General features: G+C 70.1%; 21 protein-coding genes and 1 tRNA gene. 18 read left to right on the forward strand and 4 right to left on the reverse strand.

What is annotated here, in order from left to right:
* The first annotated feature begins 5 nt into the window (after positions 1-5).
* Positions 6-761: an SDR family oxidoreductase gene (locus ACSEEN_RS01865; protein WP_440712132.1), complete on the forward strand. Its 756-nt coding sequence runs from the start codon at positions 6-8 to the stop codon at positions 759-761.
* Between the two features lie 94 nt (positions 762-855).
* Here the strand turns inward: ACSEEN_RS01865 and ACSEEN_RS01870 are convergent, their stop codons facing one another.
* Positions 856-2,076: an oxygenase MpaB family protein gene (locus ACSEEN_RS01870; protein WP_440712133.1), complete on the reverse strand. Its 1,221-nt coding sequence runs from the start codon at positions 2,074-2,076 to the stop codon at positions 856-858.
* Positions 2,077-2,221: 145 nt separating this feature from the next.
* Here ACSEEN_RS01870 and ACSEEN_RS01875 point away from each other — a divergent pair, with 145 nt between their 5' ends.
* The 13 genes from ACSEEN_RS01875 to ACSEEN_RS01935 all read left to right on the forward strand — a co-directional run bounded on the left by ACSEEN_RS01875 (position 2,222) and on the right by ACSEEN_RS01935 (position 14,232).
* Positions 2,222-2,896 (forward strand): TetR/AcrR family transcriptional regulator, encoded by a 675-nt coding sequence (locus ACSEEN_RS01875; RefSeq protein ID WP_298441556.1) that lies wholly within the window; start codon positions 2,222-2,224, stop codon positions 2,894-2,896.
* Between the two features lie 174 nt (positions 2,897-3,070).
* Entirely contained in the window at positions 3,071-3,880 is an 810-nt protein-coding gene (locus tag ACSEEN_RS01880) for an MlaE family ABC transporter permease (protein WP_298441554.1), read from the forward strand.
* Positions 3,880-4,740 (forward strand): MlaE family ABC transporter permease, encoded by an 861-nt coding sequence (locus ACSEEN_RS01885; protein WP_247866568.1) that lies wholly within the window; start codon positions 3,880-3,882, stop codon positions 4,738-4,740. The genes ACSEEN_RS01880 and ACSEEN_RS01885 overlap by 1 nt, the downstream gene beginning before the upstream one ends.
* 3 nt (positions 4,741-4,743) lie before the next feature.
* Positions 4,744-6,060 (forward strand): MCE family protein, encoded by a 1,317-nt coding sequence (locus ACSEEN_RS01890; RefSeq protein WP_440712134.1) that lies wholly within the window; start codon positions 4,744-4,746, stop codon positions 6,058-6,060.
* Positions 6,057-7,076 carry an MlaD family protein gene (locus ACSEEN_RS01895; RefSeq protein ID WP_247866570.1) on the forward strand — a complete coding sequence of 340 codons (1,020 nt, stop codon included), beginning with the start codon at positions 6,057-6,059 and terminating at the stop codon, positions 7,074-7,076. The genes ACSEEN_RS01890 and ACSEEN_RS01895 overlap by 4 nt, the downstream gene beginning before the upstream one ends.
* 9 nt (positions 7,077-7,085) lie before the next feature.
* A complete protein-coding gene (locus ACSEEN_RS01900; protein ID WP_440712135.1) occupies positions 7,086-8,129 on the forward strand; it encodes an MCE family protein in 1,044 nt (347 codons plus the stop codon).
* The gene (locus ACSEEN_RS01905) at positions 8,129-9,283 is read left to right on the forward strand and encodes an MCE family protein (RefSeq protein ID WP_298441547.1); all 1,155 of its coding nucleotides are present in this window, start codon (positions 8,129-8,131) and stop codon (positions 9,281-9,283) included. The genes ACSEEN_RS01900 and ACSEEN_RS01905 overlap by 1 nt, the downstream gene beginning before the upstream one ends.
* Complete coding sequence (locus ACSEEN_RS01910; protein ID WP_440712136.1) at positions 9,280-10,362, forward strand: MCE family protein; 1,083 nt, start codon at positions 9,280-9,282, stop codon at positions 10,360-10,362. Before ACSEEN_RS01905 ends, ACSEEN_RS01910 begins: the two co-directional genes overlap by 4 nt.
* Positions 10,359-11,588, forward strand: a complete 1,230-nt coding sequence (locus ACSEEN_RS01915; RefSeq protein WP_440712137.1) for an MlaD family protein — start codon at positions 10,359-10,361, stop codon at positions 11,586-11,588. Before ACSEEN_RS01910 ends, ACSEEN_RS01915 begins: the two co-directional genes overlap by 4 nt.
* Positions 11,578-12,183 carry an Rv1363c family protein gene (locus ACSEEN_RS01920; RefSeq protein WP_440712138.1) on the forward strand — a complete coding sequence of 202 codons (606 nt, stop codon included), beginning with the start codon at positions 11,578-11,580 and terminating at the stop codon, positions 12,181-12,183. The genes ACSEEN_RS01915 and ACSEEN_RS01920 overlap by 11 nt, the downstream gene beginning before the upstream one ends.
* Before the next feature lie 74 nt (positions 12,184-12,257).
* Positions 12,258-13,166, forward strand: coding sequence for an oxygenase MpaB family protein (locus tag ACSEEN_RS01925; RefSeq protein ID WP_440712156.1), 909 nt, complete (start codon positions 12,258-12,260; stop codon positions 13,164-13,166).
* Positions 13,167-13,184: 18 nt separating this feature from the next.
* Positions 13,185-14,090 (forward strand): oxygenase MpaB family protein, encoded by a 906-nt coding sequence (locus ACSEEN_RS01930; protein WP_440712139.1) that lies wholly within the window; start codon positions 13,185-13,187, stop codon positions 14,088-14,090.
* 67 nt (positions 14,091-14,157) lie between these two features.
* Positions 14,158-14,232: transfer RNA gene (locus ACSEEN_RS01935), tRNA-Gln, on the forward strand.
* Between the two features lie 4 nt (positions 14,233-14,236).
* On the opposite strand, the gene ACSEEN_RS01940 is transcribed toward ACSEEN_RS01935, so the two are convergent.
* On the reverse strand, positions 14,237-15,211 hold the full coding sequence (locus ACSEEN_RS01940) for a LuxR C-terminal-related transcriptional regulator (protein WP_298446376.1): 975 nt from the start codon (positions 15,209-15,211) through the stop codon (positions 14,237-14,239).
* 143 nt (positions 15,212-15,354) lie between these two features.
* On the opposite strand from ACSEEN_RS01940, the gene ACSEEN_RS01945 reads away from it, so the two are divergent.
* From ACSEEN_RS01945 to ACSEEN_RS01960, 4 genes are read left to right on the forward strand one after another with little or no spacing between them, the layout of a single operon-like run.
* Positions 15,355-16,794, forward strand: a complete 1,440-nt coding sequence (locus tag ACSEEN_RS01945; protein ID WP_440712140.1) for an amidase — start codon at positions 15,355-15,357, stop codon at positions 16,792-16,794.
* 51 nt (positions 16,795-16,845) lie between these two features.
* The gene (locus ACSEEN_RS01950) at positions 16,846-17,850 is read left to right on the forward strand and encodes an alpha/beta hydrolase (RefSeq protein WP_440712141.1); all 1,005 of its coding nucleotides are present in this window, start codon (positions 16,846-16,848) and stop codon (positions 17,848-17,850) included.
* Complete coding sequence (locus ACSEEN_RS01955) at positions 17,847-20,339, forward strand: AMP-binding protein (RefSeq protein ID WP_440712142.1); 2,493 nt, start codon at positions 17,847-17,849, stop codon at positions 20,337-20,339. Before ACSEEN_RS01950 ends, ACSEEN_RS01955 begins: the two co-directional genes overlap by 4 nt.
* Positions 20,336-22,216, forward strand: a complete 1,881-nt coding sequence (locus tag ACSEEN_RS01960) for a glycosyltransferase family 2 protein (RefSeq protein WP_440712143.1) — start codon at positions 20,336-20,338, stop codon at positions 22,214-22,216. Before ACSEEN_RS01955 ends, ACSEEN_RS01960 begins: the two co-directional genes overlap by 4 nt.
* 43 nt (positions 22,217-22,259) lie before the next feature.
* Here the strand turns inward: ACSEEN_RS01960 and ACSEEN_RS01965 are convergent, their stop codons facing one another.
* Together ACSEEN_RS01965 and ACSEEN_RS01970 are read right to left on the reverse strand one after the other, a co-directional pair.
* Positions 22,260-23,177, reverse strand: a complete 918-nt coding sequence (locus tag ACSEEN_RS01965) for a nucleotidyl transferase AbiEii/AbiGii toxin family protein (protein ID WP_440712144.1) — start codon at positions 23,175-23,177, stop codon at positions 22,260-22,262.
* Complete coding sequence (locus ACSEEN_RS01970) at positions 23,174-23,707, reverse strand: type IV toxin-antitoxin system AbiEi family antitoxin domain-containing protein (protein WP_440712145.1); 534 nt, start codon at positions 23,705-23,707, stop codon at positions 23,174-23,176. The genes ACSEEN_RS01965 and ACSEEN_RS01970 overlap by 4 nt, the downstream gene beginning before the upstream one ends.
* Between the last annotated feature and the right edge of the window lie 6 nt (positions 23,708-23,713).

Here is a 23,713-nt window from a genome sequence, read left to right on the forward strand (position 1 = left end):
CGGACATGAGCACTCAGAAAGTAGCAATTGTCACCGGTGCGGCCCGCGGTATCGGCGCCGCCGTCGCGCGTCGTCTGGCCGAGGACGGGATGGCCGTCGCCGTCCTCGACCTGGACGCGCAGGCTTGCGCGGGCACCGTGGAGCAGATCACCGCCGCGGGCGGCAAGGCCATCGCGGTGGGCGCCGACGTATCGAACGAGGACGACGTCGCGATCGCGGTCGATCTCGTCGTCGCCGAACTCGGCGCACCGACCGTGCTGGTCAACAACGCCGGCGTCCTGCGCGACAACCTGCTGTTCAAGATGAGCGTGTCGGACTGGGACACCGTGATGGCCGTGCATCTGCGCGGCGCCTTCCTGATGAGCCGCGCCTGCCAGCGTCACATGCTCGACGCCGGCTGGGGCCGCATCGTCAACCTGTCGAGCACTTCGGCGCTCGGCAACCGCGGCCAGGCCAACTACTCGGCGGCCAAGGCCGGCATGCAGGGGTTCACCAAGACCCTGGCGATCGAGCTCGGCAAGTTCGGCGTCACCGCCAACGCGATCGCCCCCGGCTTCATCGAGACCGACATGACCCGCGCGACCGCCGAGCGCATGGGTGTCCCGTTCGACGCCTTCCTCCAGGCGTGCGCCGACGACACCGCGGTGAAGCTCGCCGGTCAGCCGGAGGACATCGCCAACGCGGTGTCGTTCTTCGCCGACGAGCGCGCCCGCTATGTCAGCGGCCAGGTGCTGTACGTCGCGGGTGGCCCCAAGGCCTGACCGGCACGACGACGCGGGGCCCCGGACGTGGAATGGAATCCAGGTCCGGGGCGCCGCGCATCGGTGGTCCGGCCACCGGCCCGCGCCGTCGGTGTCAGCGGTAGTGGGGGTTGTTCTGCGTCGGGATGGCGATGTTGATCGGCAGCCGCAGCTCGGACATGTAGAGCAGCACGAACTGGCGGAGGATCTCGTCGAAGGTCCAGTAGATCGCCGGCGGTGTGCCGATCTCCAGCAGGCCCTCGCGGACCGCGATGAACGGGCCCCAGGAGGTTTCCAGCAGCGGCGTCCACACCGGCTCACGGGGGATTCGCAGCCAGTCGGCGATCTTGTCGCCCAGCATGAACCGGGTGAGGGCCCCGAGAACCCCGCGACTGAGCAGCGACAGGTCCAGTTCGTGTCCCAGATTCAGCAGCATGTCGGCCAGCTTGATGCCCTCCGGGGTGGGTGCGAGGACCGGATCGAGCACCTGCTTCGCTTGCGCCCGGGCGGCCGCCCAGGTGGCGGGCAGGTACTCGTCGCGGATGCCGAGGTAATGCCCGGCCAGCTGCCACGAGTGCAGGAAGCCGGCCGACTCGGCGTCGTCGACCGGCACCTGCCACACCTTGAGCAGGCGCATCACGGTGGTCGGCAGGCTGTGCCAGGTGACCATCATGTCCGCCTGGCTGATCGGCAGCTTCTGCTCGGCCGAGGCGGCCCAGTACGGCGACTTCGGTAGCACCGCGCGCACCCCGGAGTGTGCGAGACGGGTCTTGATGCAGGTCACGGTCATCTCGCCGGTGCTCTGGTAGGCGTTCGACGTGCCGATGTCGTAGCCGAGTTTGGCGGTCTTGGAGATGCGGTCCTTCATCGCCGCCCCGCCCCACGAGTAGTAGACGGCGCGGGCCTCGTGCGGGATGACGGTGCTCATCATGCCGCTCGCGAAGCCGTATAGCGCGCCCAGATAGGTACCGCGTTTGGCGTTGAAGGCGGTGGCGGCGGCGAGTGTGCCGGGGTCGGTCCAGGCGGGTGGGCGCCGGGCGCGGGTGAGGAAGTCGTGCAGGTCCGCGGGCAGACCGGCCGGCAGCGGCTGCCCGTTCTGCGTCCACGACCGCAGGAGGGCGTTCACCTCGGGAATCCGGCCGCGGCGGGCCAGTTCCGCGACGATCTCGTCGCACTCCGGATCCCACGTGGTGCGTGGATCGGCTCCCGTTCCGGCACCCGGGACCGAGGCGGCCGGCGACCACGTCCAGGGGCTTGCCTGTCCGGCCGCGAGTAGGGCGCCGGCGCCGAGCGCGGCGCCGCCCCTGACGACGGTTCTGCGGTTGAGCTGATGCATGTTGGTGCTCCTGACGATCGCCCGACTCGATACTGAATGAAACAAATATGCTCAGTGTGTAACACTGTGACAGGGAGTGGCGTGGATCACAAGAGGGGGCGGTGACGTAACTTTGAACCGGGCCGGGGTGGTCAGGAGGAACGGCGTGGGATCGGACGGTCCGGACGTGGTGGAAGGCACGCTGATCGAGCGTGCGCTCCGTCAGGCGGCGCGCGACGGTGCACAGACGACGGATGTGCGGCAGGACAAGACGCGCACCCGGCTGCTGGATGCCGCCTACGACCAGTTCTGTGAGACCGGGATCGCCCGCGCGTCGATGGAAGAGGTCGCGCGCCGGGCGGGCACCGCCCGGATCACCATCTACCGCAAGTTCGAGAGCAAGGATCAGCTGGTCGACGCGGTGATGCTCCGGGAATTCCAGCGGTACTTCGGCGAGTTCGTCGCCGAGATGGGCAAGGCGACCACCGTCGCCGAGCGGGTCGTCGCGGGTTTCGTCACGTCGCTGCGGACCATCGGCCGCAATCCGCTCATCACCAAACTGCTGGAGATCGAGCCGGCGCTGGTGCCCGGGGTGGTCGGCGGCGGCGACAGCCGGACGATGTTCGAGGTGCGCGACTTCGTCGCCCAGCAGATCGCCCGCGAGCAGGAGTCGGGCAATATCGCCCGGACGGTGTCGACCGTGCTCGCCGCCGATCTCATCGTGCGGATCACCGGATCGTTCCTGACCTCACCGAGTGATCTCATCGAACTCGACGACGAGCCCGCGCTGACGGCGCTCGCGCAGGAGTTCATCCTGCCGCTCGTCGGCCTCTCCGCCTGATTCTTCGCCACTCGTCCGCGTCTCCGCGGCGGCTTGTGCCGCCGTCTCGGCGACCGTCGCACCGGCTCGATGAAACAAAAGATTGAAAGTTGTCGCATCGCGACTCGATCCCATGTTACGGTTCCGTCGCGGTTGTAACATCAGCCGCGCGATTCGGTGATTTGGGGATCAACGATGGCGTTTGAACTGCCCGCGTCCAAGGGGCCGGTCCGTGACCTCGCGGTGGAGGCCGGCCACACCCTCGGGTTCGCTCTGCAGTCGGTCGGCGGTCTGGTCGTGGCGATCGCGCGCTTCCGGCTGTCGCTCAGCGAGACGCTCAACCAGCTGATCTTCATCGGCAGGGTGAGCACCGGGCCGTCGTTGCTGCTGATGATCCCGGTCGGTGTGTTCATCGCGGTCTCGGTCGGGGAGCTCGCGGGACGCATCGGAGCCGGTGGCTACTCGGGCGCGGTGGTGGCCTTCATCATCGTCGGTCAGGCGGCGGCGCTGGTCTGTGCGCTCATGATGGCCGGCGTCGCCGGATCGGCGATCTGCACCGATCTCGGCTCCCGGAAGATCCGGGAGGAGATCGACGCGATGGAGGTCATGGGCATCAACGTGATCGAGCGGCTGGTGGCGCCGCGGATCGCGGCGGCCATCATCGTCTCGCTCGTCCTGTGCTCGCTGATCACCGTCGTCGGCGTCGGCGCCTGCTACGCCTACCACCTGTACGTGCAGCATCTGCCGGCCGGCGCGTTCCTGGCGACCTTCAGCCAGTACGGGCGCCTGAGCGACTTCGGGACCGCGCTGATCAAGGCGTCGCTGTTCGCGCTGCTGTCCACCATCGTCGCCTGCTTCAAGGGGCTCCATGCCCGCGGCGGGCCGAGTGGGGTCGCCGACGCGGTCAACGAGGCCGTGGTGATCGCGTTCGCGCTGGTCTTCATCTTCAACACGATCCTCAGCGAGCTGTACTCGGTGATCGTGCCCGCCGTGGGGTCGTTCTGATGGTCTCCGCGGATCTCACGCTGCGCGTGCGCGACGGCTATCGGCGCCGGGTGGACCCGCTGGCCGACGGCCTCGTCACGTTCGGTGAATACGTCACGTTCAGCGCCCGCGCGGTCGCCGCGATTCCCTACACGCTGGTGCACTATCGCCGGCACGTCGTCCGCCAGATCGCCGAGATGACCTTCGGCACCAGATCCCTTCTCTCCGGCGGCGGCACCCTCGGCATCGTCCTCGCGATGTCGCTCGCCGCCGCGATGATGCTCGGCGTCGAGACCTACCGCGGTCTGCAACTGGTGGGGATGACGTCGCTGTCCGGGATGCTCGCGGCCATCGCGAACACCCGGGAACTCGCGCCGGTGGTCGTCGCGATCGCCCTGGCGGCGAAGGTCGGTACGGGCTTCACCGCGCAGATCGGCGCCATGCGGATCTCCGACGAGATCGCCGCGCTCGACGTGATGGCGATCCGGTCGATCCCGTTCCTGGCGACCACGCGGGTCATCGCCTCGATGGTCTGTGTGCTGCCGATCTACATGATCGGTCTGCTGGCCAGCTATCTCGCGACGCGCATGGTCGTCGTCTGGTTCCACGGCGAGTCGCCGGGCACATACGACTACTACTTCCACCTGGCCCTCGGCCCCAGCGATCTCCTCTTCTCGGCCACCAAGGCGGTCGTGTTCGCCGCCATCGTCACCCTGGTGCACTGCTCCTACGGCTACTTCGCGTCGGGCGGACCCGAAGGAGTGGGCCAGGCGGCGGGCCGCGCGCTGCGCACGTCGATCCTCGCGATCGGCATCTTCGACGTGATCTTCACCTTCGGCCTGTGGGGCCTGGTCCCGAAGATCCCGGGATTGGGGCTGTAGCCGATGACCGTCATGCTTCCGGGCAGGCCGGTGTCGCGGCGCAGCTACGTGCTCCGTGCGCTGGTGGCCACCGCGCTCATCGTCGCGTTCTCGCTGTGGATGATCGCGCGCAGCACCGGCGCACTGTCGTCGGACCCGACCGTCTACGCGGACGTCCCCGAATCGGTCGGGCTGATCCAGCCGGGTGCTCCGGTGCGCTATCACGGCATCAAGGTCGGGGAGATCACCTCCGTCGAGGCCGGCACCCGGTCCTCGCGGATCGAGGTCACGGTCGGCCACGACCTGCTCTCCCGGATTCCCCGATCGGTCAGTGTCCGGGTGCTGCCACGCACCTTCTTCGGGGACATCTACCTGCAACTGGTGCCCGCCGAGGGCACCTCGACCGCGCGCAGCGGGTCGTTGACGCCGGGCTCGGTGCTCGGTGTGGACGACGGCCCGGACGCGGTCAACCTGTACGGGATCTTCACCGAACTGTCCGGCCTCATCGCCGAGGTGCGGCCGGACCAGCTGAACGTCGCACTGGCCGCGGTCGACAAGGCGATCGGCGGCCGCGGGGATCAGATCGGCGTCATGATCGACGACTGGTGGGCCGCCTCCCGCGAACTCGAATCATCGGTGAACGCGTTCCTCTCCGCGACGCCCACGTTCCGGCGGGTGGCCGAATCGCTGCGGCGGGCCACCCCGGACATCCTGGAGACCATCTCGTCGGTCACGAACATCTCCCGCGGGATCGCCGACCACGGCGGCCGGCTGGGCGTCTTCCTCACGGCGGCAAGCGGATTCGTCTCCGCGTCCGGGTCCTTCCTCGCCGAGCAACGGAAGAACCTGATCACCGTCCTCGACTCGACCGGGAAGATCCTGTCCACCGTCGCCGCGAACCCGTCGGGAATCACTCGCACGGTGCTCGAGGCCGACAAGTTCGGCGCGGCCGGAACCATCCTCTTCTCCACCGGCCGGTTCGACATCACCGCCGTGCCGACGTTCTCCCAGCCGATGCCCTACACCGCGGCCGACTGCCCGCGATACGGATCGCTGCGCGGTGCGCAGTGCTTCGGGACCGGAACCGGGGTGGGAACGGGGCCGGTGCGCGGACCCGGAGAGCCCAACGGCACCGTGCTGCATCCGAGGAAGCCGGTGACGGCGGAACCGTCGTCGTACACCGGGCCGGAGGTGATCGACGGTGCGGCCGAGGCCCCGGGCCTGCACGCCATCGAGGGTGCGGTGCGCCCGGCGTCGACGAGCCGTGACGGTGCCCCGAATCCGGCGACGGTGTACATGCTCGGCCCGATGGTCCGCGGCAGCGAGGTACACCTCTCATGACCACACTGTCCGTGACGACCGCGATCAAAGCCTTCCTGTTCGTGCTGGTCGGCCTGCTGGCGGCGGTGCTCGTCGTGAACACTCTCCGGGTGCCGCTGCGCGGCCCGGCCGACGGCTACGTGCTGATGTTCACCGACGCGGAGGGGCTGACCGAGGGCAATCCGGTGAAGATGTCCGGGGTACGCATCGGCCGCGTGGAGTCGGTCACCCGGCAGGCGCAGCCCGGCGGTACCGCGCTGGCGAAGGTGACGGTCCGGATCGAGCGTTCCCACCCGGTGCCGCAGCGGGTGCGGGCGGCGATCCGGTACGGCGACATGCTCGGCGCCCGGTACATCGCGCTGTCGCCCGGCGACGAGAGCACCCCGGAACGCCGGGGCGCGCAGATCCCGGTGGCGGCCACCACGGCGCCGATCGACCTCACCGCGCTGATGAACGGGTTCCAGCCGCTCTTCGCCTCGCTCAAACCGCGGGAGGTCAACGAGCTGGCCCAGGGCTTCGTCGACACCTTCGCCGGCCGCACCAAATCGGTGGAACTGCTGCTGCGCCAGATCGGATCGCTGGGCGCCAACCTGCGCGCCAACAACGCCGTCTTCGCGCGGCTGGTGACCAACCTGAACACGCTGATGACGGCGGCGGAGGAACACAGCGGCGAACTGGGCGATCTCTTCTCCGGACTGGGCCGGCTGACGTCGGCGATCGTCGGCGACGACGGCGATTTCACCCGCCTGATCAGCTCCGGTGACCGCGCGCTGAGCGCGCTCGCCCAGATGATGACCGCCGGCGGCGACTCCTTCGCCGGAGCCCTCTCCGGACTGACCGACGTGACCGCCGCCTGGATTCCGCAGACCGGGAAGTTCGAGACCTTCCTGACGCGTCTGCCCGCGCTGGCCGACAAGCTCAACCACAGCGGGCGATACGGAGGATTCATGATGCTCTATCTCTGCAATTTCACCCTCAAGGCCGGGGACCTGGAGGCGAACATCTTCGGCCCGCTGCACTCGCCGGTGTGCAGGTAGGCGGCCGCGATGTTTCTCGTCAGACTCATCGACGTCTTCGTCGGTGTCCTGGAATTCGTCTTCAAGGGCGACAAACGGGGTCAGGGCGCCTCGCCCGCGGTGCTGGGCACCGCCGGCATCGTGACCCTCCTCGTCCTGGTGCTGGTGGCGGTCGGCGTGCCGCAGGTGACCTACCGGACCGGGACGGTGCCGTACGCCGCCGAACTGGCGAACGCGGGCGGACTCACCACCGCGGACCCGGTGCTCGTCGCGGGTGTGCCCGCGGGGCGGATCGAGTCGATCTCGCTGGCCGGGGACCGGGTGCGCGTCACCTTCCGGCTCGATCGGCACCAGCCGCTCGGCGACCAGACCCGGGCCACCGTGCGGCTGCGGACCGTGCTCGGCAAGCGGTACTTCGAGGTGACCCCGGCCGGTACCGGCCGGGTCGGACCGAACGACACCATTCCGCTCGCACGCACCGACTCGCCGTATTCGCTCGACGATCTCTCCGCCGACACGGTCGACGCGGCCTCCGGGATCGATCCGGAAGTGGTCCGCGCGATGATGTCGACGATGCACTCGCTGGTGCCGGACTCCGGTGATCTGTCCGCCGCGATCGAGGGGGCCGGCGGCGCCGCGCTCGCCGTCGCCGGGACCGGCGATCAGCTGAGCAGACTGCTGACGATGTCTCAGCGGCTCGCGCAGGTCACCGCGCAGCAGTCGGACGCCTTGTCGACCGCCATGCGCAACACCCAGGCGATCGTGCAGACACTGGTCGTCCGCAAAGCGGTGCTGACCCGGCTCGCCGACAACCTCCGGCTGGTGCTCGATCGCATGGCCCGGACCTTCCCGACGATCCCGATGGGCCGGCTCGTCGGCAACATCGTCGCGGTCACCGGCACGCTGAAGGCCAACGCCGCGAAGGTCGACCAGATCCTGACCGACCTGCCGCCCGCGATGCGCACGATCACCGACGCCACCGGCAACGGGAACTGGGCCGACGTCACGTCGCCGTCGGCCGTGATTCCGGACGGCATGCTGTGCGTCCTCGGCGTGATGCAGGGGTGCCGCTGATGACCTTCCGTCAAGTCCGCGAGGTCCGCCGCCGCAAGCGCCGCGGTGGCCGGATCCTGCTCGCCCTCCTGCTGATCGCGGCGCTCACGGTCGGCGGCTGGTACGCCCTGATCCGCCGGCCCGACGTCCGGACCGTGCACGCCGACTTCGCGTTCGTCAACGGCCTGTTCGCCGGATCGCGGGTGACGGTCCTCGGTGTGCCGGTCGGGCGCGTCGACAAGCTCGAGCCGCGCGGCGATCACGTCCACGTCAGCATGACCGTCGACGGGAACGTCGCGCTGCCGGCCGACGTCGGCGCCTTCGTCCTCAATCCGTCGGTCATCAGCGAGCGTCACCTGGAACTCGGACCGGCGTACCGGGGCGGTCCGCGATTCCCCGACGGCGGGACCATTCCGCTCACGCGTGCGCATTCGCCGATCGGCTTCGACCAGTTGCTCTCCAGCCTGGGCACGCTGACCGAGATCCTCGATCCGGGCGACGGCCCCGGCACGGCGGACCTGGGTTCGCTGATCGGCACCACCGCCGCGGCGTGGGAGGGCAAGGGCCCGGATCTGCACCGCGCGCTCGACCAGCTCGCCGCCGCGAGCGGCATCGTCGGTGCGCGCGGCGAAGACCTCGAAGGGCTGATCACCGGACTGGATCGCCTGATGACGGCCTTCTCGGCCAAGCAGGTCTCCCTCGACGGACTCATCCGGTCGATGGGCGAACTGTCCCGGCAGTGGAACGCCGCCGACCAGGACGTCTCCGCGCCGATCGCCGACCTCAAGACGGTCTTCGACCAGATCAGCGACTTCGTGCTGCAACACGGGAACGACGTCGGGACGGTCGCGGAGAACCTGGAAGCACTCGGGAAGGTGCTCGTCGCCAACCGTGCCGGCCTGGCCGAGTTCATGGATCTGGCGCCGCTGATGATGCAGAACCTGTCGAGCACGATCGGCCCGGACCGGCGCGGCCGGATCCGCCTCAACGTGTCGACCACGCTCACCCAGTTCGCCACGCTGAAACCGCTCTGCGACCGGTTCCCGATGCCGCTGTGCGTCGGCGCGGGACTGACCAACCCGATCTCCTTCCCGATCTCGGCCTCCGATCCGCTCGGCATCGTCTCGGCGATCACCGGCGGCCGGCTGCCGCCGAAGCAAGGGGGACCGCGATGAGCGCGCGGCGGTGGATCCGGCGACGCGGTGGCCGCCTGCTGGCCCTGTGCCTGGTGGTGTGCACGCTGTCCGGCTGCGGGGTTGGCCTGCAGGATCTGCCCATCGCCGGATTCCGGGACACCTTCGGAGTCACCGCGGACCTGGTCACCGCCGACGGCGTGGTCGACGGTGCCGACGTCCGCAGCGGACAGCAGGTGATCGGCCGGGTCACCGGGATCGCGCTCGACGGGCACACCGCCCGGCTGACGATGGCGCTGGATGCCGGGACCGACCTGCCGGCCAACGTCACCGCGGCCGTGGAGATCCCCTCGGCCCTCGGCACCCCGTTCATCCGGCTGAGTGCGCCGGAGCACCCGGAAGGCAGGCTCGCCGCCGGAGCGCACATCGGTGTGGGCAGCACCTCGGTCGGTCCGCAGATCGAGAGCATGCTCGCGGCGTTGGGCAACGTGGTCAGCGGCAGCGGTGTCGGCCAGTTGCAGTCGGTGATGCAGAGCCTGAACGAGGCGTTCGCGTCGCGTTCAGACAAGGTCGGCGACCTGATCGACACCCTGAACCGCCTGCTCGCGAAGTCGTCGTCGTTCACCGGTGATTTCGATGCCGCGATGACGGCCGCGGCGCAGGTCAGTGAGCTGCTCGCCGCGCAGGAAGACAAGATCACGCAGTTCCTGGAGCAGACGCCGCGCGCGGTGGACGTGCTGGCGCAGCAGCGCGATCAGATCGCCGGCCTCCTGAAGCAGACCGGTGACCTCGCGGCCAACCTCGACGGGGTGGTCGACGGCACCACGACCGATCTGAACCGGCTGGTCCCGGATGCGGCGAAGCTGGTCGATGCGCTCGCCGGTTTCAACAGCCGCGTCGGCCAGACCCTGACCAGCATGAACGGCTTCATGGCGAACATGTCCCGGGCGATCCGGGGCGACTACCTGGTGTTCGACGGTGCCCTCGACATCCCGGGCGGCATCGACAAGATCCTGACCGGCGGGCTGTTGCTGTCGGGACAGCCGTTGCCGACTCCCGGCGAGCTCGGCGACCTGCTCACCGGAGGTCTGGCCGGACCGCGGAAGAAGGGCGAGCGATGAGAGACCGTTTCCCCGTCGGCACCGTGCAATTCGTGCTCTTCATCGTCATCTCGGCGGTGGTGATTCCCTTCGGCATCCACTACATCGCCGGGCCGCAGGGTTTCGGGTCCACCCTCCGGCTGTACGCCGTGATGGACGACGCGTTCGGCCTCACCAAGGGCACCGGCGTGAGCGTGCGGGGGGTCGACGCCGGCACGGTCGTATCCGCTGGGCTGAACCCGGATGGCGGCGGCGCGCGGGTCGAGTTGGTCCTGCGCGGCGGCACACGCATTCCCCGTGACTCGTTCCTGCAGGTCACGATGGCGTCGATGGCGGGAATCCAGAGCGTGGACATCGTGACCGGGCGCGACGACGGCCGATACCTGCACGACGGCGACCGGCTCGCGGCGCCGGCCGACCGCCAGCCGATGCAGATGGACGCGCTGATGTCCCGGGCGGCGTCGCTGCTCCAGACCTTCCGGACCGGGACACTCGCGTCGGTCAGCACCGAACTGTCCGCGGCGTTCGGCGGGGACGACGACTCGCTCGAGAAGCTGGTGACCAACGGGTCGGCGCTGGCCAGGCTGGTCCGCGCGAACGCGCCGATGCTGCGCTCGCTGCTGGGGGACTGGCTCGATGTGCTCGGCGCGATGGATCAGACGCGTGCGGACTTCGAGTCCGGCATGGCGTCGATGGCGACGTTCACCGATCAACTCGATGCCGCCCAGCCGGTGTTCGTCTACCTGCTCGACCGGTCACCCGCCGCCCTCGATCGCGCGACCTCGCTGTTCGACAAGTACCGCGGCACCTTCGGCGGTGTGCTGGCGAACCTCGTCGCGGTGGAGCCGATCATCAGCGACCGGTCGTCGTCGCTGGCCACCGGCCTGCGGACCATCCCGCAGGGGCTGCTCGATCTCCGGTCGATCGTCAAGAACGGCCGCGCGGACTTCGCCCTCATCGGCACTCAGGGCCCGGTCTGCCTGTTCTACGACGAGCCGCGCCGCGCGGTCGGCGACCTCTCGCCGTCGCAGCCGAACCTGACCCGCTACTGCCCGCCGGGCAACGGCTACGGGCAGCGCGGGGCGGTGAACGCGCCGCGGCCGAATCAGCTCGGGACACAGAACTGGACCTCTCCCGGTGGCGTCTCCGGACCGCCCGCCGTCGACGACCCGCTGTTGATCCCCAACGGCACCGAACTCCTGCAGATGTGGGCGCAACTCCTGGAAAGGGCACGCAATGGCAACTGACACCGTCGAGGACGTCGAGGAGATCGACGACATCGAGATCGCCGAATCGGCCGCCGAACCGGCCTCGGTGCCGCGCCGCAGCGCGCCGGTCCGGCGCTCGCCGGCCGAGCGCCCGCGCTGGATGAGGTGGGCGGTCGCGGTCCTGATCGCCGGCCTGATCGGTGCCACCGGTTTCTTCGGCTACCGGTACTTCGCCGGCGACGACGCTCCGAGCACGGCCTCCTCGTCGCAGGCGGCGGTCCTCGGTGTCGCCAACGACTACGCGGTCAAGCTGTCCAGCTTCGACTATCGGGATCTGGACAAGAACCGCACGGCGATCGCGGCGATGTCGACCGCGGACTTCGGCAAGAAGTACGACGAGATGGTCAAGGCCCTGACCGAGATCGTCGCCAACGGCAAAGGGGAGGCCACCGCCGAGGTCTCGCATTCGGCGGTCGAGTCGCTGAAGGGCGATCAGGCGACGGTGCTGCTCTTCGTCGACCAGACGGCGAAGAACGTCGTCGCGCCGGAGGGGCGCAGCCAGCCGTACCGGATGGTCGTGAAGCTCAAGAAGGTCGACGGCCGCTGGCTGGTCGACGACGTCGAAACGGTGTGAGGAGAACCGCGATGACCGAGACAGAGAACCCCGCCCTGAGTGAGAACCCGCCGCAGACGCGGCCGGGCTACCACATGAAGTATCTGCCGGACCTGGACGAGACGCGGCCCGAGCTGCGGACGGCGGACACCCGGATCACCATCACGACGCGCAAACGCCGCGTCACCAGTCTGCGCAAGCCGGCCGCGGCGCAGGAGGCGATGGACTTCTGGTCGTTCGCGGGCGCGGCGGCGAACGTCGTCATGCAGCTCGGCTGGCCCGAAGTGGCGTACGGCGTGATGGAGAGCAAGGTCGAATCGGGCACCCTGATGCGTCATCCGTGGAAGCGGGCGCGGACCACGACCATGTACCTCGCGGTGGCGCTGCTGGGCACCGAGGAGGAACGCCGGGCGTTCCGGGAGGCGGTGAACTCGGCGCACCGGCACGTGAAGTCGGACGCCCGCAGCCCGGTGAAGTACAACGCGTTCAACCGGGAACTTCAGCTGTGGGTGGCCGCGTGCCTGTTCATCGGGCTGGAGGACAGTCACCAACTGCTGCACGGCCTGATGAACGAGGAGGAGGCCGAGGCGTTCTATCAGTCGGCGAAGCCGCTGGGGACCACGCTGCAGGTGCCCGAGGACATGTGGCCGGCGACGCGCGCCGACTTCGACCACTACTGGAACGTCGCGTGCCAGCGGGTGGTGATCGACGACACGACGTGCGACTTCCTCAATGACCTCGTCGATCTGAAGATGATCAATCCGCTGATCCGGTTGCCGTTCGTCAACCTGCTGCGGTTCCTGACGATCGGCTTCCTGCCGCCGCTGTTCCACCGGCAGCTCGGGCTGGAATGGACCGACGATGACCGGCGGCGGTTCGAGCATCTGTTCACGTTCGTCTCGATCGTCAACAAGTTCCTGCCCAAGTGGTTCCGCGTCGGGGGAAGCCGGATGCTGATGAAGGATCTGCGCCGCCGGCTGAAGCACGACAAGGCGATGATCTAGGGCCGCCGGGGGAGAACGATGTCCACCAAGCGCCGTCCCACCCTCCGGAGCGTCCTCGATGAGCCGAGTAGTTACCTGCTGTGGCCGCGGGCGGCGCTGATGCAATTGGCGCATCCCTCGATCGCGCCGACCGAGGTGGAGAGCGGCGCGTACGCCAACCGCGGTGCGCAGCGCTGGCGGGCGACCATCGACTATCTCCGGCTGGTCGCCGAGGGTGACGACGACACGCTGGACCGGCTGGTGCGGGAGGTGAACCGCATCCACGCGACGGTGGGCGTGCCGGAGGGGCCCGACGGTCGCCGATCGCGCCGGCCGGTGTTCGATTCGGACGGCCAGCGCTGGGTCGCGGTCACCTGGTTCCTGAGCATGGTCGACACCTATCGGCTGCTGATCTCCGAGATCGACGACGACGTCCTCGACCAGTTGCTCGCGGACTTCGCGCGGGTCGGCGGGCTGCTGCAGATGGACGTGTCCGGCTGGCCTGCCGACTACGCGGGGCTCACCGAACTCGTCGCCGGTGTCGAACGCGGCTACCCGCCGCGGTTACCGCGGTCGGGGCCGGACGCGCCGCCCGAGCAACTGCTTCCGGGCGATGTGGCGGCCTCGGTGTTCTCGGCGTACTCGCTCCCGCTGCTATATGTGCGGTGGGCACCCAAGGTCCGGCTGCTGACCTGGGGGATGGCCGGCCCGCTGCTCCGCGGGGTGTACGGCATCGAGTGGAACGACGGCCACCAGGCCCGCTTCGAGCGGCAGGCGCGCCGCTGGCGCCGCGCGCTGCGGACGTGCCCGGGAGTCGTGCGCCGGCGAAACGGCCGCAAGGGCCGCCGCAAGGCGGCGCGGCGCCTCCGCGAGTACCAGGTGCGGTCGTACACGGAGGCCAAGGCACACGAGCGGCGCCTGGCCGCGCGGAGTGAGACGGGATAGCCCCGGTGGCGACGCCCGGGCCCGGACGTCGCACACCGCCGCTGTGGCACAATCGTCAGCGCGTCTTTCTCCCGTGGTGTAATCGGCAACACTTCTGATTTTGGTTCAGACATTTCAGGTTCGAGTCCTGGCGGGAGAGCCACCTGTCAGCCGATTTCGCACCGGATCGCATCCAGGCTGTCCAGCTCTCGCCCGTACGCGATGCGCGCCAGCTCGGTCCGGTTGGCGGCGCCGAGTTTGGCCAGCACCGATTCGATGTGCGCGCGAGCGGTGCGGACCGAGATGCCCAGTGCCTCGGCGATCCGGTCGTTGGACCAGCCGCGGGAGGCGAGCCCGGCCACATCGAGTTCACGCGGGGTGAGTCCCTCCGGTGTCCCGGTCCGCCACAGGCACAGGAGCACCCCATCGGCGACGGCGTCGGTCCGCACCGACCACCACTGGCCGTCGGCACCGCGCCGCCGGAACCGCAGTGCGCCCGTCGACCGCGCATGAAGGACGGCCAGCCGGGTCATCGCGGCGGCGTCGAACGGGCTCTGTGACGGATCGCCGAGGCGCACTTCGGCGCGGCCCCCGGCCAGGTACACCACGAGATCGGCGGGGTCGGCGTCCGGGCGGATCTGCGGCGCGGTCAGCCCAGCGATCTCGGAGGCGAACAGCGTCAGCGCGAGGCGGTCGTCGTCGCCCAGCGGGCGTCCATGGGTCGAGCTCATCGCGATGAATCCCGGGCGGCGGCCGGTCGCGTCGATCCCGCCGAGCGGCAGTGTGAGACCCTCTCGGAATCCGCAGGGCCGCAAGGCTTCCTGGTACGTACGCGAGTCACGGAAGTCGAAGGGCAGATCGACGAATCGGACCGCGATGTGGCGCTGGAGCGCGTATCGGTGCGCCGGGCATTCCCGCGCATAGGTCGAGGCGACGAAATCGGCGGTGGCGGTGGGGTAGTCGAGGTTCACCAGGATCGGCTGCGGGGCGCGGTTCGCCGGTTGCCGGCCGATCAACGTGGCGCAGTCGTATCCGAGGCCGTCGCGAAGCATGCGGACGGGCTCGGCGATCGGCGCCTCACCGCGACCGGCGGCACGCACCGCGTCGGCCACCCGGGTCCACCATGTCAGGCCCGGGGCCATAGGCACCTCCCAGCGCTGTCGCGGTCGGACGGGGCCGACCGCCTCGGCCGTTCGGCCGATGTGTCGTGTGACACATCTTGCCATCGTCGACGGTGCGCGTCCGGTATCGGGCCGGACGCTCGACGATCAGAGGAGAGCACATCATGAACTTCGACGAGTACACAGCACTCGACGCGACCGGGCTGGCCGCGACCATCGCCGCGGGCGACCTCACGGCGGCGGAGGCCGCCGAATTGGCGACCGACGCGATCAACGCCGTGAACGAGGAGATCAACGCGGTCGCCGGCGGACCGTTCGGCCGGCCGCTCGCCTACGCCGACGACGGGTGCTTCGCCGGAGTGCCCTTCGTCATCAAGGACCTGATCTGCCATGCGGAGGGCGTCCCGACCCGGATGGGGACGCGCATGCTCGGCGACGGGCTGGTGCCGCCGGCCGATACCCACCTCATGGAACGGTTCCGGGCGGCCGGCCTGGCGACCGTCGCCGTGTCGACCACACCGGAGTTCGGCTTCAATGCCAACACCGAGGCACTGGCCTACGGTTCCACGCGCAACCCGTGGGACACCGGCCGCAGTGCGGGCGGCTCCAGCGGCGGCTCGGCGGCGCTGGTCGCCGCCGGTGCGGTGCCGATGGCGCACGCCAACGACGGTGGCGGATCGATCCGCATCCCGGCGGCCTGCAACGGGCTCGTCGGACTCAAGCCCAGCCGCGGCCGCGTGCCGCTGGGCCCCGACCTCGACAGCAACGCGCTCAGCGGTCTCGCCGCCGAGTTCGCGGTCACCCGCTCGGTTCGCGACGCCGCAGCCCTGCTCGACGCCGTCGCCGTCCCGTACCCGGGAGACCGTGTCCTGATCGCCCCGCCGCGTCGTCCGTTCGCCCAGGAGGTCGGTGCCGATCCGGGCCGGCTGCGTATCGCGCTGCACACCGAGGCCTGGTCGGGCACCGCCGTCGACCCGGAGGTCGTCGCGGCGGTCGAGGCCGTCGGCCGCGCCCTCGAGGCGGCCGGTCACCGGGTGGACCGTGCCGCCCCGGCCTTTGACTGGGAGTCGTTTCTGGAGGCCACGGTCACGACCTGGGCGGCGTTCCTGGCCGAATCGGTCGCCGCCGTCGAGGCGATGACCGGGACCGTCGCCGGCCCGGACAATGTCGAAGCCACCAGCTGGGCGTGTATCCAGTACGGCCGCGAACTCCGCGCGCTCGACCTGGCGGCCGCCGGAGCCGTCTTCACCGCCGTCTCCCGCACCGTGGGCGAGTTCTTCACCGGCTATGACGTCCTGCTGACCCCGACCACCAACCATCCGCCGATGGAACTCGGCTATCTCAACGCCGACGAACACGATCTCGACGCGCACGGCTGGACGCGGCGGATCTTCGATGCCTTCTCCTTCACCCCGCTGTTCAACACCACCGGGACCCCGGCGATCAGCCTGCCGCTCGGCCAGTCGAGCGAGGGACTGCCGATCGGGGTGCAGTTGGCCGGTCCGATGTGCTCGGAATCCATGCTCCTACGGCTCGCCGCTCAGCTCGAAGCCGCGATGCCGTGGGCGGGCCGCATCCCGGCGGTGCATGCGAGCAGGATCTGACGCACACCGGTAGGTTAGGTAAACCTATGCAAGTGTAGGCTGACCTACACTATGAAGGTTGTGTTCTCGGGTCGCCGTCGGCTTCCTCTCGTCCTCCTGCTGGTTTCGCTGCTGTTCGGCACGATGATCTCCACGGCGGCGCCGGCCCGGGCGGCCGGGGCGCAGGTGGTCTCGCTGACCCACCTCGACCAGAATCTCTGGCGGGTCGTCGTGCGCTCGCCGGCGATGGGTCACGACATTCCGTTCCTGCTGCTCCGGCCGCGCACCGACGCGGCCGGAGCGCCGACCCTGTACCTCCTCAACGGGGCCGGCGGCGGCGAGGACGGCGCCAACTGGCTGGCGCAGACCGACGCGCAGAAGTTCTTCGACGGCAAGCGGGTCAACGTCGTCATTCCCGAGAAGGGCCGCGGCAGCTACTACACGGACTGGCAGAGCGCCGACAGCAAGCTCGGCAAGCCGATGTGGCAGACCTTCCTGACCAAGGAACTGCCGCCGGTGCTCGACGCCGCGCTGAACAGCAGCGGGCGCAATGCGATCGCCGGACTGTCGATGTCGGGCACGTCGGTCCTCAACCTCGCGATCGCCGCGCCCGGCCTGTACCGCACGGTCGCGTCGTACAGCGGATGCGCACTCACCAGCACCCCCGAGGGGCAGGCCGCGGTCCGCGGGATCGTCTACACCGCCTCGAGCGCGGACGCGACCAACATGTGGGGCGGTCCCGCCTCGCCGGCCTGGCGCCGGAACGACCCGTACCTCAACGCGGCGAAGCTCCGCGGCTCGCGGATCTACCTGTCCAGCGGCAGCGGTCTGCCCGGCCGGTACGACACGCCGCAGGAACAGGCGCCCGGCGCACCCCCGCTCGCCGACCAGATCCTGGTCGGCGGGGCCCTGGAATTCGCCGTCCGCTACTGCACCGACCGGATGGCCGCGCGTCTGCGTGAGCTGCACATCCCGGCGCAGGTGCACCTCCCGGCGACCGGCACCCACTCCTGGAACTACTGGCGCGACGAGCTCAAGCGCTCGTGGCCGACGATCGCCGCCGGCCTGCACTCATGACCGCGTCGCTCGACCGGGCGACGACCGCGGGCCGCTGGCTCGCCGTGGCGGCCGAGCGCGGGGATGCGCCCGCACTCGTCACGCCCGAGGCGTCGGTGTCCTTCGCCGAGGCGGGGGAGCGTTCCGCGGAACGCGCACGGGCCGTCGCCGCCGCCGTCGGTGAACCGGGACGACCGGTGGCGGTCACGACCGAATCCGACGTCGAGTCGGCGATCGCGATCCTCGCCGTCCTCTGCTCCGGCCGGCCGCTCGTGGTGCTCGATCCCTTCCTGCCCACCGAGCGCCGGGACCACATCCTGCGGCTCTCCGGTGCGCTCGAACTGAGTCCGGCCCAGATCGCCGAACTGCCACCGTCCGGCGGCGCGGTGCCCGACCCGGAGCCGCATCAGCCGGCCGTCATCGTCTTCACCTCCGGCTCCACCGGCGCCCCCAAGGGCGTCGTGCACGGACAGCGAAGCTGGGTCAACCAGGCCCGCGACGGACACGACGTGCTCGGCCTCGGGCCCGGCGACGCCGCCGCGGTGCTCCTGCCGCTGAGTTTCGGCGCGGGACTGGACGCCCTGCTCATGCCGCTGCTGAACGGTGCGGGCGTGCTGCTGTGGGACGTGCGCCGCCGGACCGCCGCCGGCCTGCACGACTGGCTGTCGCTGCACCCGGCGACGACGCTGCACTGCACCCCGTCGCTCCTGCGGTCCTGGCTGGGCGGGCCGAACGCGCCCGGCGCGCTGCCGGAGTTGCGGTTGGCGACCACCTGCGGCGAGCCGGTGTACAGCACCGACGTCGCCGCTCTGCGCGCGACGCTGCTGCCCGCCGACGGCGTGTTCTGCAGCTGGTCGGGTTCGTCGGAAGCCGGGAATCTCGCCTTCAACCGCTTCCCGCCCGGGCGGCCGCTGCCCACCGGTCCGCTGCCCGTCGGCCGCCCCGCCGCCGACAAGACCGTGCGCATCGTCGACGCCGACGGTGCCGAGGTGCCACCCGGCGTCACCGGGGAGGTGACCGTCGAATCGGCGCATCTGGCCCTGCGCTACCACGGCGATCCGGAGCGCACGGACCGTCGTTTCCGTCCGGCGGGCGAGGGCCGGACGGTACTGCGCACCGGCGACCTCGGCCGATTCGATGCGCACGGCGAACTCCATCTGCTCGGCCGCCGCGACGACGCGGTCAAGATCCGCGGCTACCTGGTGGAGCCGATCGAGGTCGAGACGGCGATCCGCGCGCTGCCGTGGACGGTCGACGCCGTGGTGACCGCCGACGCCGGGCGGCTGATCGCGCACGTGGCCGTCGACCGCGAGAAGTGGTCGCCGTCGCCCGCCGAGATCCGGACCGCGCTGGGAAAGACGCTGGCGCCCTGGATGATTCCGCGCGACGTCGTCGTACTCGCCGAACTCCCGCGCACCGAGCGCGGCAAGATCGATCGCGCCGCGCTGCCCGCACCGGCCACGCGTGATCCGGAGCCGGTGCGCGGTCCCACCGAGGCGGCGCTGCTGCACCTGGGGTGCGATGTCCTCGGCCTCGACACCGTCGGGCGGAACGAGGACTTCGTCTCGCTCGGCGGTGACTCCCTCGCCGCGGCGACCATGCTCACCGAGATCCGCGATCGCTGGCTGGTGGAGATCACCTCCTCCCGCTTCGCCGCCGATCCGACCATCGCCGGACTCGCCCGGCTGCTCGACGCCGCTCACCGGGACCGCCGCCGCTCACAGGCGGACGGCTCGCTCACCCGGCTGCGCGACGGGGACGGGACCCCGCTGTTCCTGGCCGCGGGAGCCGGCAGTCCGGCGGCGAGTCTGCTGCCCCTGGTCCGGGAACTGGGCGGCGACCGGCCGGTCTACGGTCTCCAGGCGCACGGCCTGGAACGACGCGGCCGTGCCGACCGATCCGTGCGCGCGGCGGCGGTGCGCGCCGTGCACGACATCCTCTCGGTACAGCCGCGCGGCCCCTACCTGCTCGCCGGCTACTCCTTCGGCGCGTTCGTGATCCTCGAAGCGGCGACCATCCTGCGTGCCCGCGGCGCCGAGGTGACCCGCGTGGTGCTACTCGACGCGCTCTTCGAACCCGACGCCGCCGCCCGCACAGCGTTGCCCGAGCGGGACGAGGTGGCAGCGTGCGCCGACACCGCGGACGCGGCGAAGCCCGGCGGTCTCGCCGCCCGGTGGAACGCGCTCGCGATGCGCTTCCTGGTCGCCACGGCGGGACTCTGGCGGCTCCCGACCACGCTGCAGTGGACCGTCTTCTGGGATCTCGGCCGCCGGCTGCTGCGCCGTCACCGGCCGACGCCCTATCCGGGCCGGGTCACGCTGATCGCGGCCACCGACAATCACGACGATCTCGAACGCTGGGCGGCGATCACCACCGGCGACCTCGCCGTGACCCGGGTGCCCGGCGACCATCACTCCATGATGCGTGCCCCGCACGTGACCGCCACCGCCGCGGCGCTGCGCGCCGCGATCGCCGAGCGCGAGACCAACGAGCAGGAGCCCGCCCGATGACCGACGCGCCGCGCACCCGGGTGATCGGGGTCGTCGCCGCCTTCGAGCCCGGGCCCGAACTGGTCGAGGTGGTGCGCGCGGCGATACCGCAGGTCGCCTCGCTCATCGTCGTCGACGACGGCTCGCCCTCGCTGCGGACCGAGCCCACCGGCCCGGCGCGGCGGGCGCTCGACGTCTGCGCCGACCTCGGCGCCACCGTCCTGGAGAACCCGGCCAATCGCGGGATCGCCCACACGCTCAACCGAGGCGTCCGGCGTGCACTGGACGAGGGTGCCGACGCCGTCCTCACTCTCGACCAGGACACCCACCTCGACGACGACTACCTCGAACGGGCCGTCGCCCACCTGCATCTCGCGGCCGGCCTCGGCTTGACCCGCGTGACGGTCTCGCCCGCCCGCATCAACGACGACGTCGCCCCGTTCTGGTTCGCCGAGAAGGGCCTGACGCTGGCGTTCGAGCCGATCCAGTCGGGCCTGGTGATCACCCGGGGCCTGTTCGAGGAGATCGGCCTCTTCGAGGAAGAACTGTTCATCGACTGCGTGGAGACCGAGTTCTATCTGCGGGCCCGCGCGCACGGGGGGCACGCGCTGATCGTGCCGGGCACGCGGATCGTGCACCGGCTCGGCACGCCCGCCCGCTGGGTGCCGCCTCGCCTGTTGCGCGCGGTCCTTCGCGGCTGCGGCGCCGGGATCGAGTTCTCCGAGGATGCGCCGTTCCGGCACTACTACATCGCCCGCAACCGGCTGACGCTCTACCGGCGCTACGGCGCCGCCGAACCGCTGTGGTGCGCCGTGTCGATCGCGAAGGACACGCTCAGCCGGGGCCGCGCGATGCTCATCGGCTCTCACCGGATGCGGCGGGTGTACCTGAGCGCCGCCGGCGCCCGCGCCGCGTTGCGCGGGGAGACCGGGAAGATTCCACCGCGGACCCTGCGCCGCGCCGGACTGGGGGCGACGGCGCCCGGTCGGCCCGAACGTCCCCCGGAGGCCGATCGCGGTCTGCCGGAATTGGTGTCCGTGGTGATCCCGGTGCACAACGGCGCCGACGTGATCGACGACCAGCTCGCCGCGCTCGCCGCGCAAGACTATGACCGGCCGTTCGAGGTCCTCGTCGCCGACAACAACTCCACCGACGGTCTCCGCGATCACCTCGACGGGCACCCGCTGACGCAGCGGCTCACGCTGCGCTGGGTCGACGCCTCCGGCCCGGCCGGCGCGTCCTACGCCCGCAACGCCGGGGCGGCCGCGGCCGCCGGCGACTTCCTCGCCTTCTGCGATGACGACGACCGCGTCTCTCCGCGATGGTTGACCGAACTGACCGCCGTCGGGCGGCGCTGCAGCGCCGTCGGCGGTGCGGTCGAGACGCACTCGCTCAACGGTGCCGACGCGCAGAGCTGGCGGCAGATGCTGCCGCCGGAGATGCCGTACGAGTTCCTCGGCTTCCTGCGGGTGTCGCCGACCTGCAATCTCGGGGTGTGGAAGGACCGGTTCGAGCAGGTCGGCGGCTTCGATACGGCATATGACCGCGGCGCCGAAGACGCCGACTTCACCATCCGCATCCAGCTGGCGGGCGGCGTGCTCGGGCACGCGCCGGACGCACTCGTGGCCTACCGCCTCCGGGACACACTGCGCGGGATATGGGACCAGTCGGTGATGTGCGGGGAGGGCGACGCCCGGCTGTACGCGGAATACCGCGGCTACGGACTCCCGAAGCGGCCCTGGTACATGACCGCCGACGTCATCGCCTATCTCCTGCTGCGGAACCCGCTGCTCCCGACCGCGATCACCCGGGTGCCGACCGGCCGCTGGCTGTTCCAGGCCGGTAACCTGCTGGGCCGGATCAAGGGCAGCCTCCGCCACCGCTGCTGGTACGTGTAGGGCACTTCGTCTTTCGGGCCGGTGCGGGAATCACCGGCTGTCATCAATGGGCAGGCGACGACGCGATGATGGCGATGATTTGGCTCAGCCACTCGCGCGCAGCGGCGACGTTCGGCAATACCGATGTCCGACCGGCGACCTCGGTCTCCGAGCGTGCGTCGGCACAGGCGAGCTCCCACCCCTCCATCGAGCGCAACGGGAGTGGCGGCCATATCTGCTGCCGTCGCCAGTCGAATGTTCGCACGCAGAAGCGGTGCAGGCTCCGCAGATCGGGGTCAGCGTTCCAGAGGAGTTGTAGGTCGACCAGATCATGCGCACGCGCGTAGGCGGGATCGGTGACGGCGTGGAGCTTCTGCGCGATCTGATACTCCAGATCGACCAGTTCGACAGGCTGCAACTCGCCGAATCCGAAGTGTGCACCGAATTGCACCAGCTCTCCGTCGATCTCCTTCTGTGTGTGAGCGCATGGATCGATCTCGGGATCGGATACCTCGACATCGAGAGCGCCCCAGGCGCTGCCGAGGAAGGCGATCGATACCCGGTACGGGTGCATCACGTATTCGGGGCGGGCGAGCCCAGGATCGTGAAGCTTCACCGGTCGCACAGTCGCGGTGAATGCGACGCGATCCGGCGCGTCCGGATCGCGGCGTCGTGCGCCCTTCGAGGGCGGCACCATTCCCCAGCCGTCCGCCAGACGCGCACGGAACGCCCGTTCGAACTCTTCACCGCGGACGGAGGTGGAGACGTCGAGGTCGGATGTGGCGCGCGTACCTCGCTCTCCGAAACGCAACTTCACGCCCATGCCGCCCTTGACCGCGACGGCGTCGGGGAGCAACTGCGAGACGATCAGGGTGCACAGCATCACCCGCGCACGCGCGACGGGGATGCCCAGCTCCGCCGCGACCCGGGTGAGCCTGTCATTGAGCTGAGTCACGTTGAGCGGCGGAGTCACTGCGCTCATGACGACGCGATCTTTCCGGTGGCGGCGTCCTGATCTGCGATCAGGTCTCGTCGCAGCGCCTCGTCGGCCAGCAGCTCCCACCGGTCCGGAGGCATTCGGCTCCGCATGTCCGCCAGTGCCCGCCGGACGGTCGTCGCTGGAATGCCGTCATAGCGAGCGAGATCCTCGTCGGATACGTCAGACCGGTACTCAAGATCCATCCACTCGGGGAGAACACGTCGCACGCGTCGGCGGGTGCCCACGCGGATCTTCGGAGGATTGAACTGTCCGATCCGGAGCAGATCGAGCACGGATTCGCGGTGCAGGAACGCGCCTTCGCCCGCGAGGGCCACAGCGATCGTCGGCTCGGTGAACGGCGTTGTCGGCACGTCGCGGTGTGTGTAGACACCCTTCCCGTACGCAAGAAGGGCGCCGCGCGCCGCAAGCTTCCGGAGCTCCACGGCCGGCACTCCCGCATCTTCCGCGTCGGCGACGGTCACCACACCGTTTCGGGATGCGGCGATCTCCCACAGGTCATGTCGATAGCCCATCGATCC

It is taken from the genome of Gordonia marina (assembly GCF_052036135.1).
Classification (GTDB): Bacteria; Actinomycetota; Actinomycetes; order Mycobacteriales; family Mycobacteriaceae; genus Gordonia.

What these genes read in the sequence shown, in the direction of transcription:
- ACSEEN_RS01900 (WP_440712135.1), top strand. Translation starts at nt 7,086, where the DNA reads ATGTTTCTCGTCAGACTCATCGACGTCTTCGTCGGTGTCCTGGAATTC.
- ACSEEN_RS01865 (WP_440712132.1), top strand. Translation starts at nt 6, where the DNA reads ATGAGCACTCAGAAAGTAGCAATTGTCACCGGTGCGGCCCGCGGTATC.
- ACSEEN_RS01885 (WP_247866568.1), top strand. Translation starts at nt 3,880, where the DNA reads ATGGTCTCCGCGGATCTCACGCTGCGCGTGCGCGACGGCTATCGGCGC.
- ACSEEN_RS01925 (WP_440712156.1), top strand. Translation starts at nt 12,258, where the DNA reads ATGAAGTATCTGCCGGACCTGGACGAGACGCGGCCCGAGCTGCGGACG.
- ACSEEN_RS01905 (WP_298441547.1), top strand. Translation starts at nt 8,129, where the DNA reads ATGACCTTCCGTCAAGTCCGCGAGGTCCGCCGCCGCAAGCGCCGCGGT.
- ACSEEN_RS01930 (WP_440712139.1), top strand. Translation starts at nt 13,185, where the DNA reads ATGTCCACCAAGCGCCGTCCCACCCTCCGGAGCGTCCTCGATGAGCCG.
- ACSEEN_RS01895 (WP_247866570.1), top strand. Translation starts at nt 6,057, where the DNA reads ATGACCACACTGTCCGTGACGACCGCGATCAAAGCCTTCCTGTTCGTG.
- ACSEEN_RS01890 (WP_440712134.1), top strand. Translation starts at nt 4,744, where the DNA reads ATGACCGTCATGCTTCCGGGCAGGCCGGTGTCGCGGCGCAGCTACGTG.
- ACSEEN_RS01915 (WP_440712137.1), top strand. Translation starts at nt 10,359, where the DNA reads ATGAGAGACCGTTTCCCCGTCGGCACCGTGCAATTCGTGCTCTTCATC.
- ACSEEN_RS01870 (WP_440712133.1), bottom strand. Translation starts at nt 2,076, where the DNA reads ATGCATCAGCTCAACCGCAGAACCGTCGTCAGGGGCGGCGCCGCGCTC.
- ACSEEN_RS01955 (WP_440712142.1), top strand. Translation starts at nt 17,847, where the DNA reads ATGACCGCGTCGCTCGACCGGGCGACGACCGCGGGCCGCTGGCTCGCC.
- ACSEEN_RS01950 (WP_440712141.1), top strand. Translation starts at nt 16,846, where the DNA reads ATGAAGGTTGTGTTCTCGGGTCGCCGTCGGCTTCCTCTCGTCCTCCTG.
- ACSEEN_RS01945 (WP_440712140.1), top strand. Translation starts at nt 15,355, where the DNA reads ATGAACTTCGACGAGTACACAGCACTCGACGCGACCGGGCTGGCCGCG.
- ACSEEN_RS01920 (WP_440712138.1), top strand. Translation starts at nt 11,578, where the DNA reads ATGGCAACTGACACCGTCGAGGACGTCGAGGAGATCGACGACATCGAG.
- ACSEEN_RS01940 (WP_298446376.1), bottom strand. Translation starts at nt 15,211, where the DNA reads ATGGCCCCGGGCCTGACATGGTGGACCCGGGTGGCCGACGCGGTGCGT.
- ACSEEN_RS01965 (WP_440712144.1), bottom strand. Translation starts at nt 23,177, where the DNA reads ATGAGCGCAGTGACTCCGCCGCTCAACGTGACTCAGCTCAATGACAGG.
- ACSEEN_RS01960 (WP_440712143.1), top strand. Translation starts at nt 20,336, where the DNA reads ATGACCGACGCGCCGCGCACCCGGGTGATCGGGGTCGTCGCCGCCTTC.
- ACSEEN_RS01880 (WP_298441554.1), top strand. Translation starts at nt 3,071, where the DNA reads ATGGCGTTTGAACTGCCCGCGTCCAAGGGGCCGGTCCGTGACCTCGCG.
- ACSEEN_RS01910 (WP_440712136.1), top strand. Translation starts at nt 9,280, where the DNA reads ATGAGCGCGCGGCGGTGGATCCGGCGACGCGGTGGCCGCCTGCTGGCC.
- ACSEEN_RS01970 (WP_440712145.1), bottom strand. Translation starts at nt 23,707, where the DNA reads ATGGGCTATCGACATGACCTGTGGGAGATCGCCGCATCCCGAAACGGT.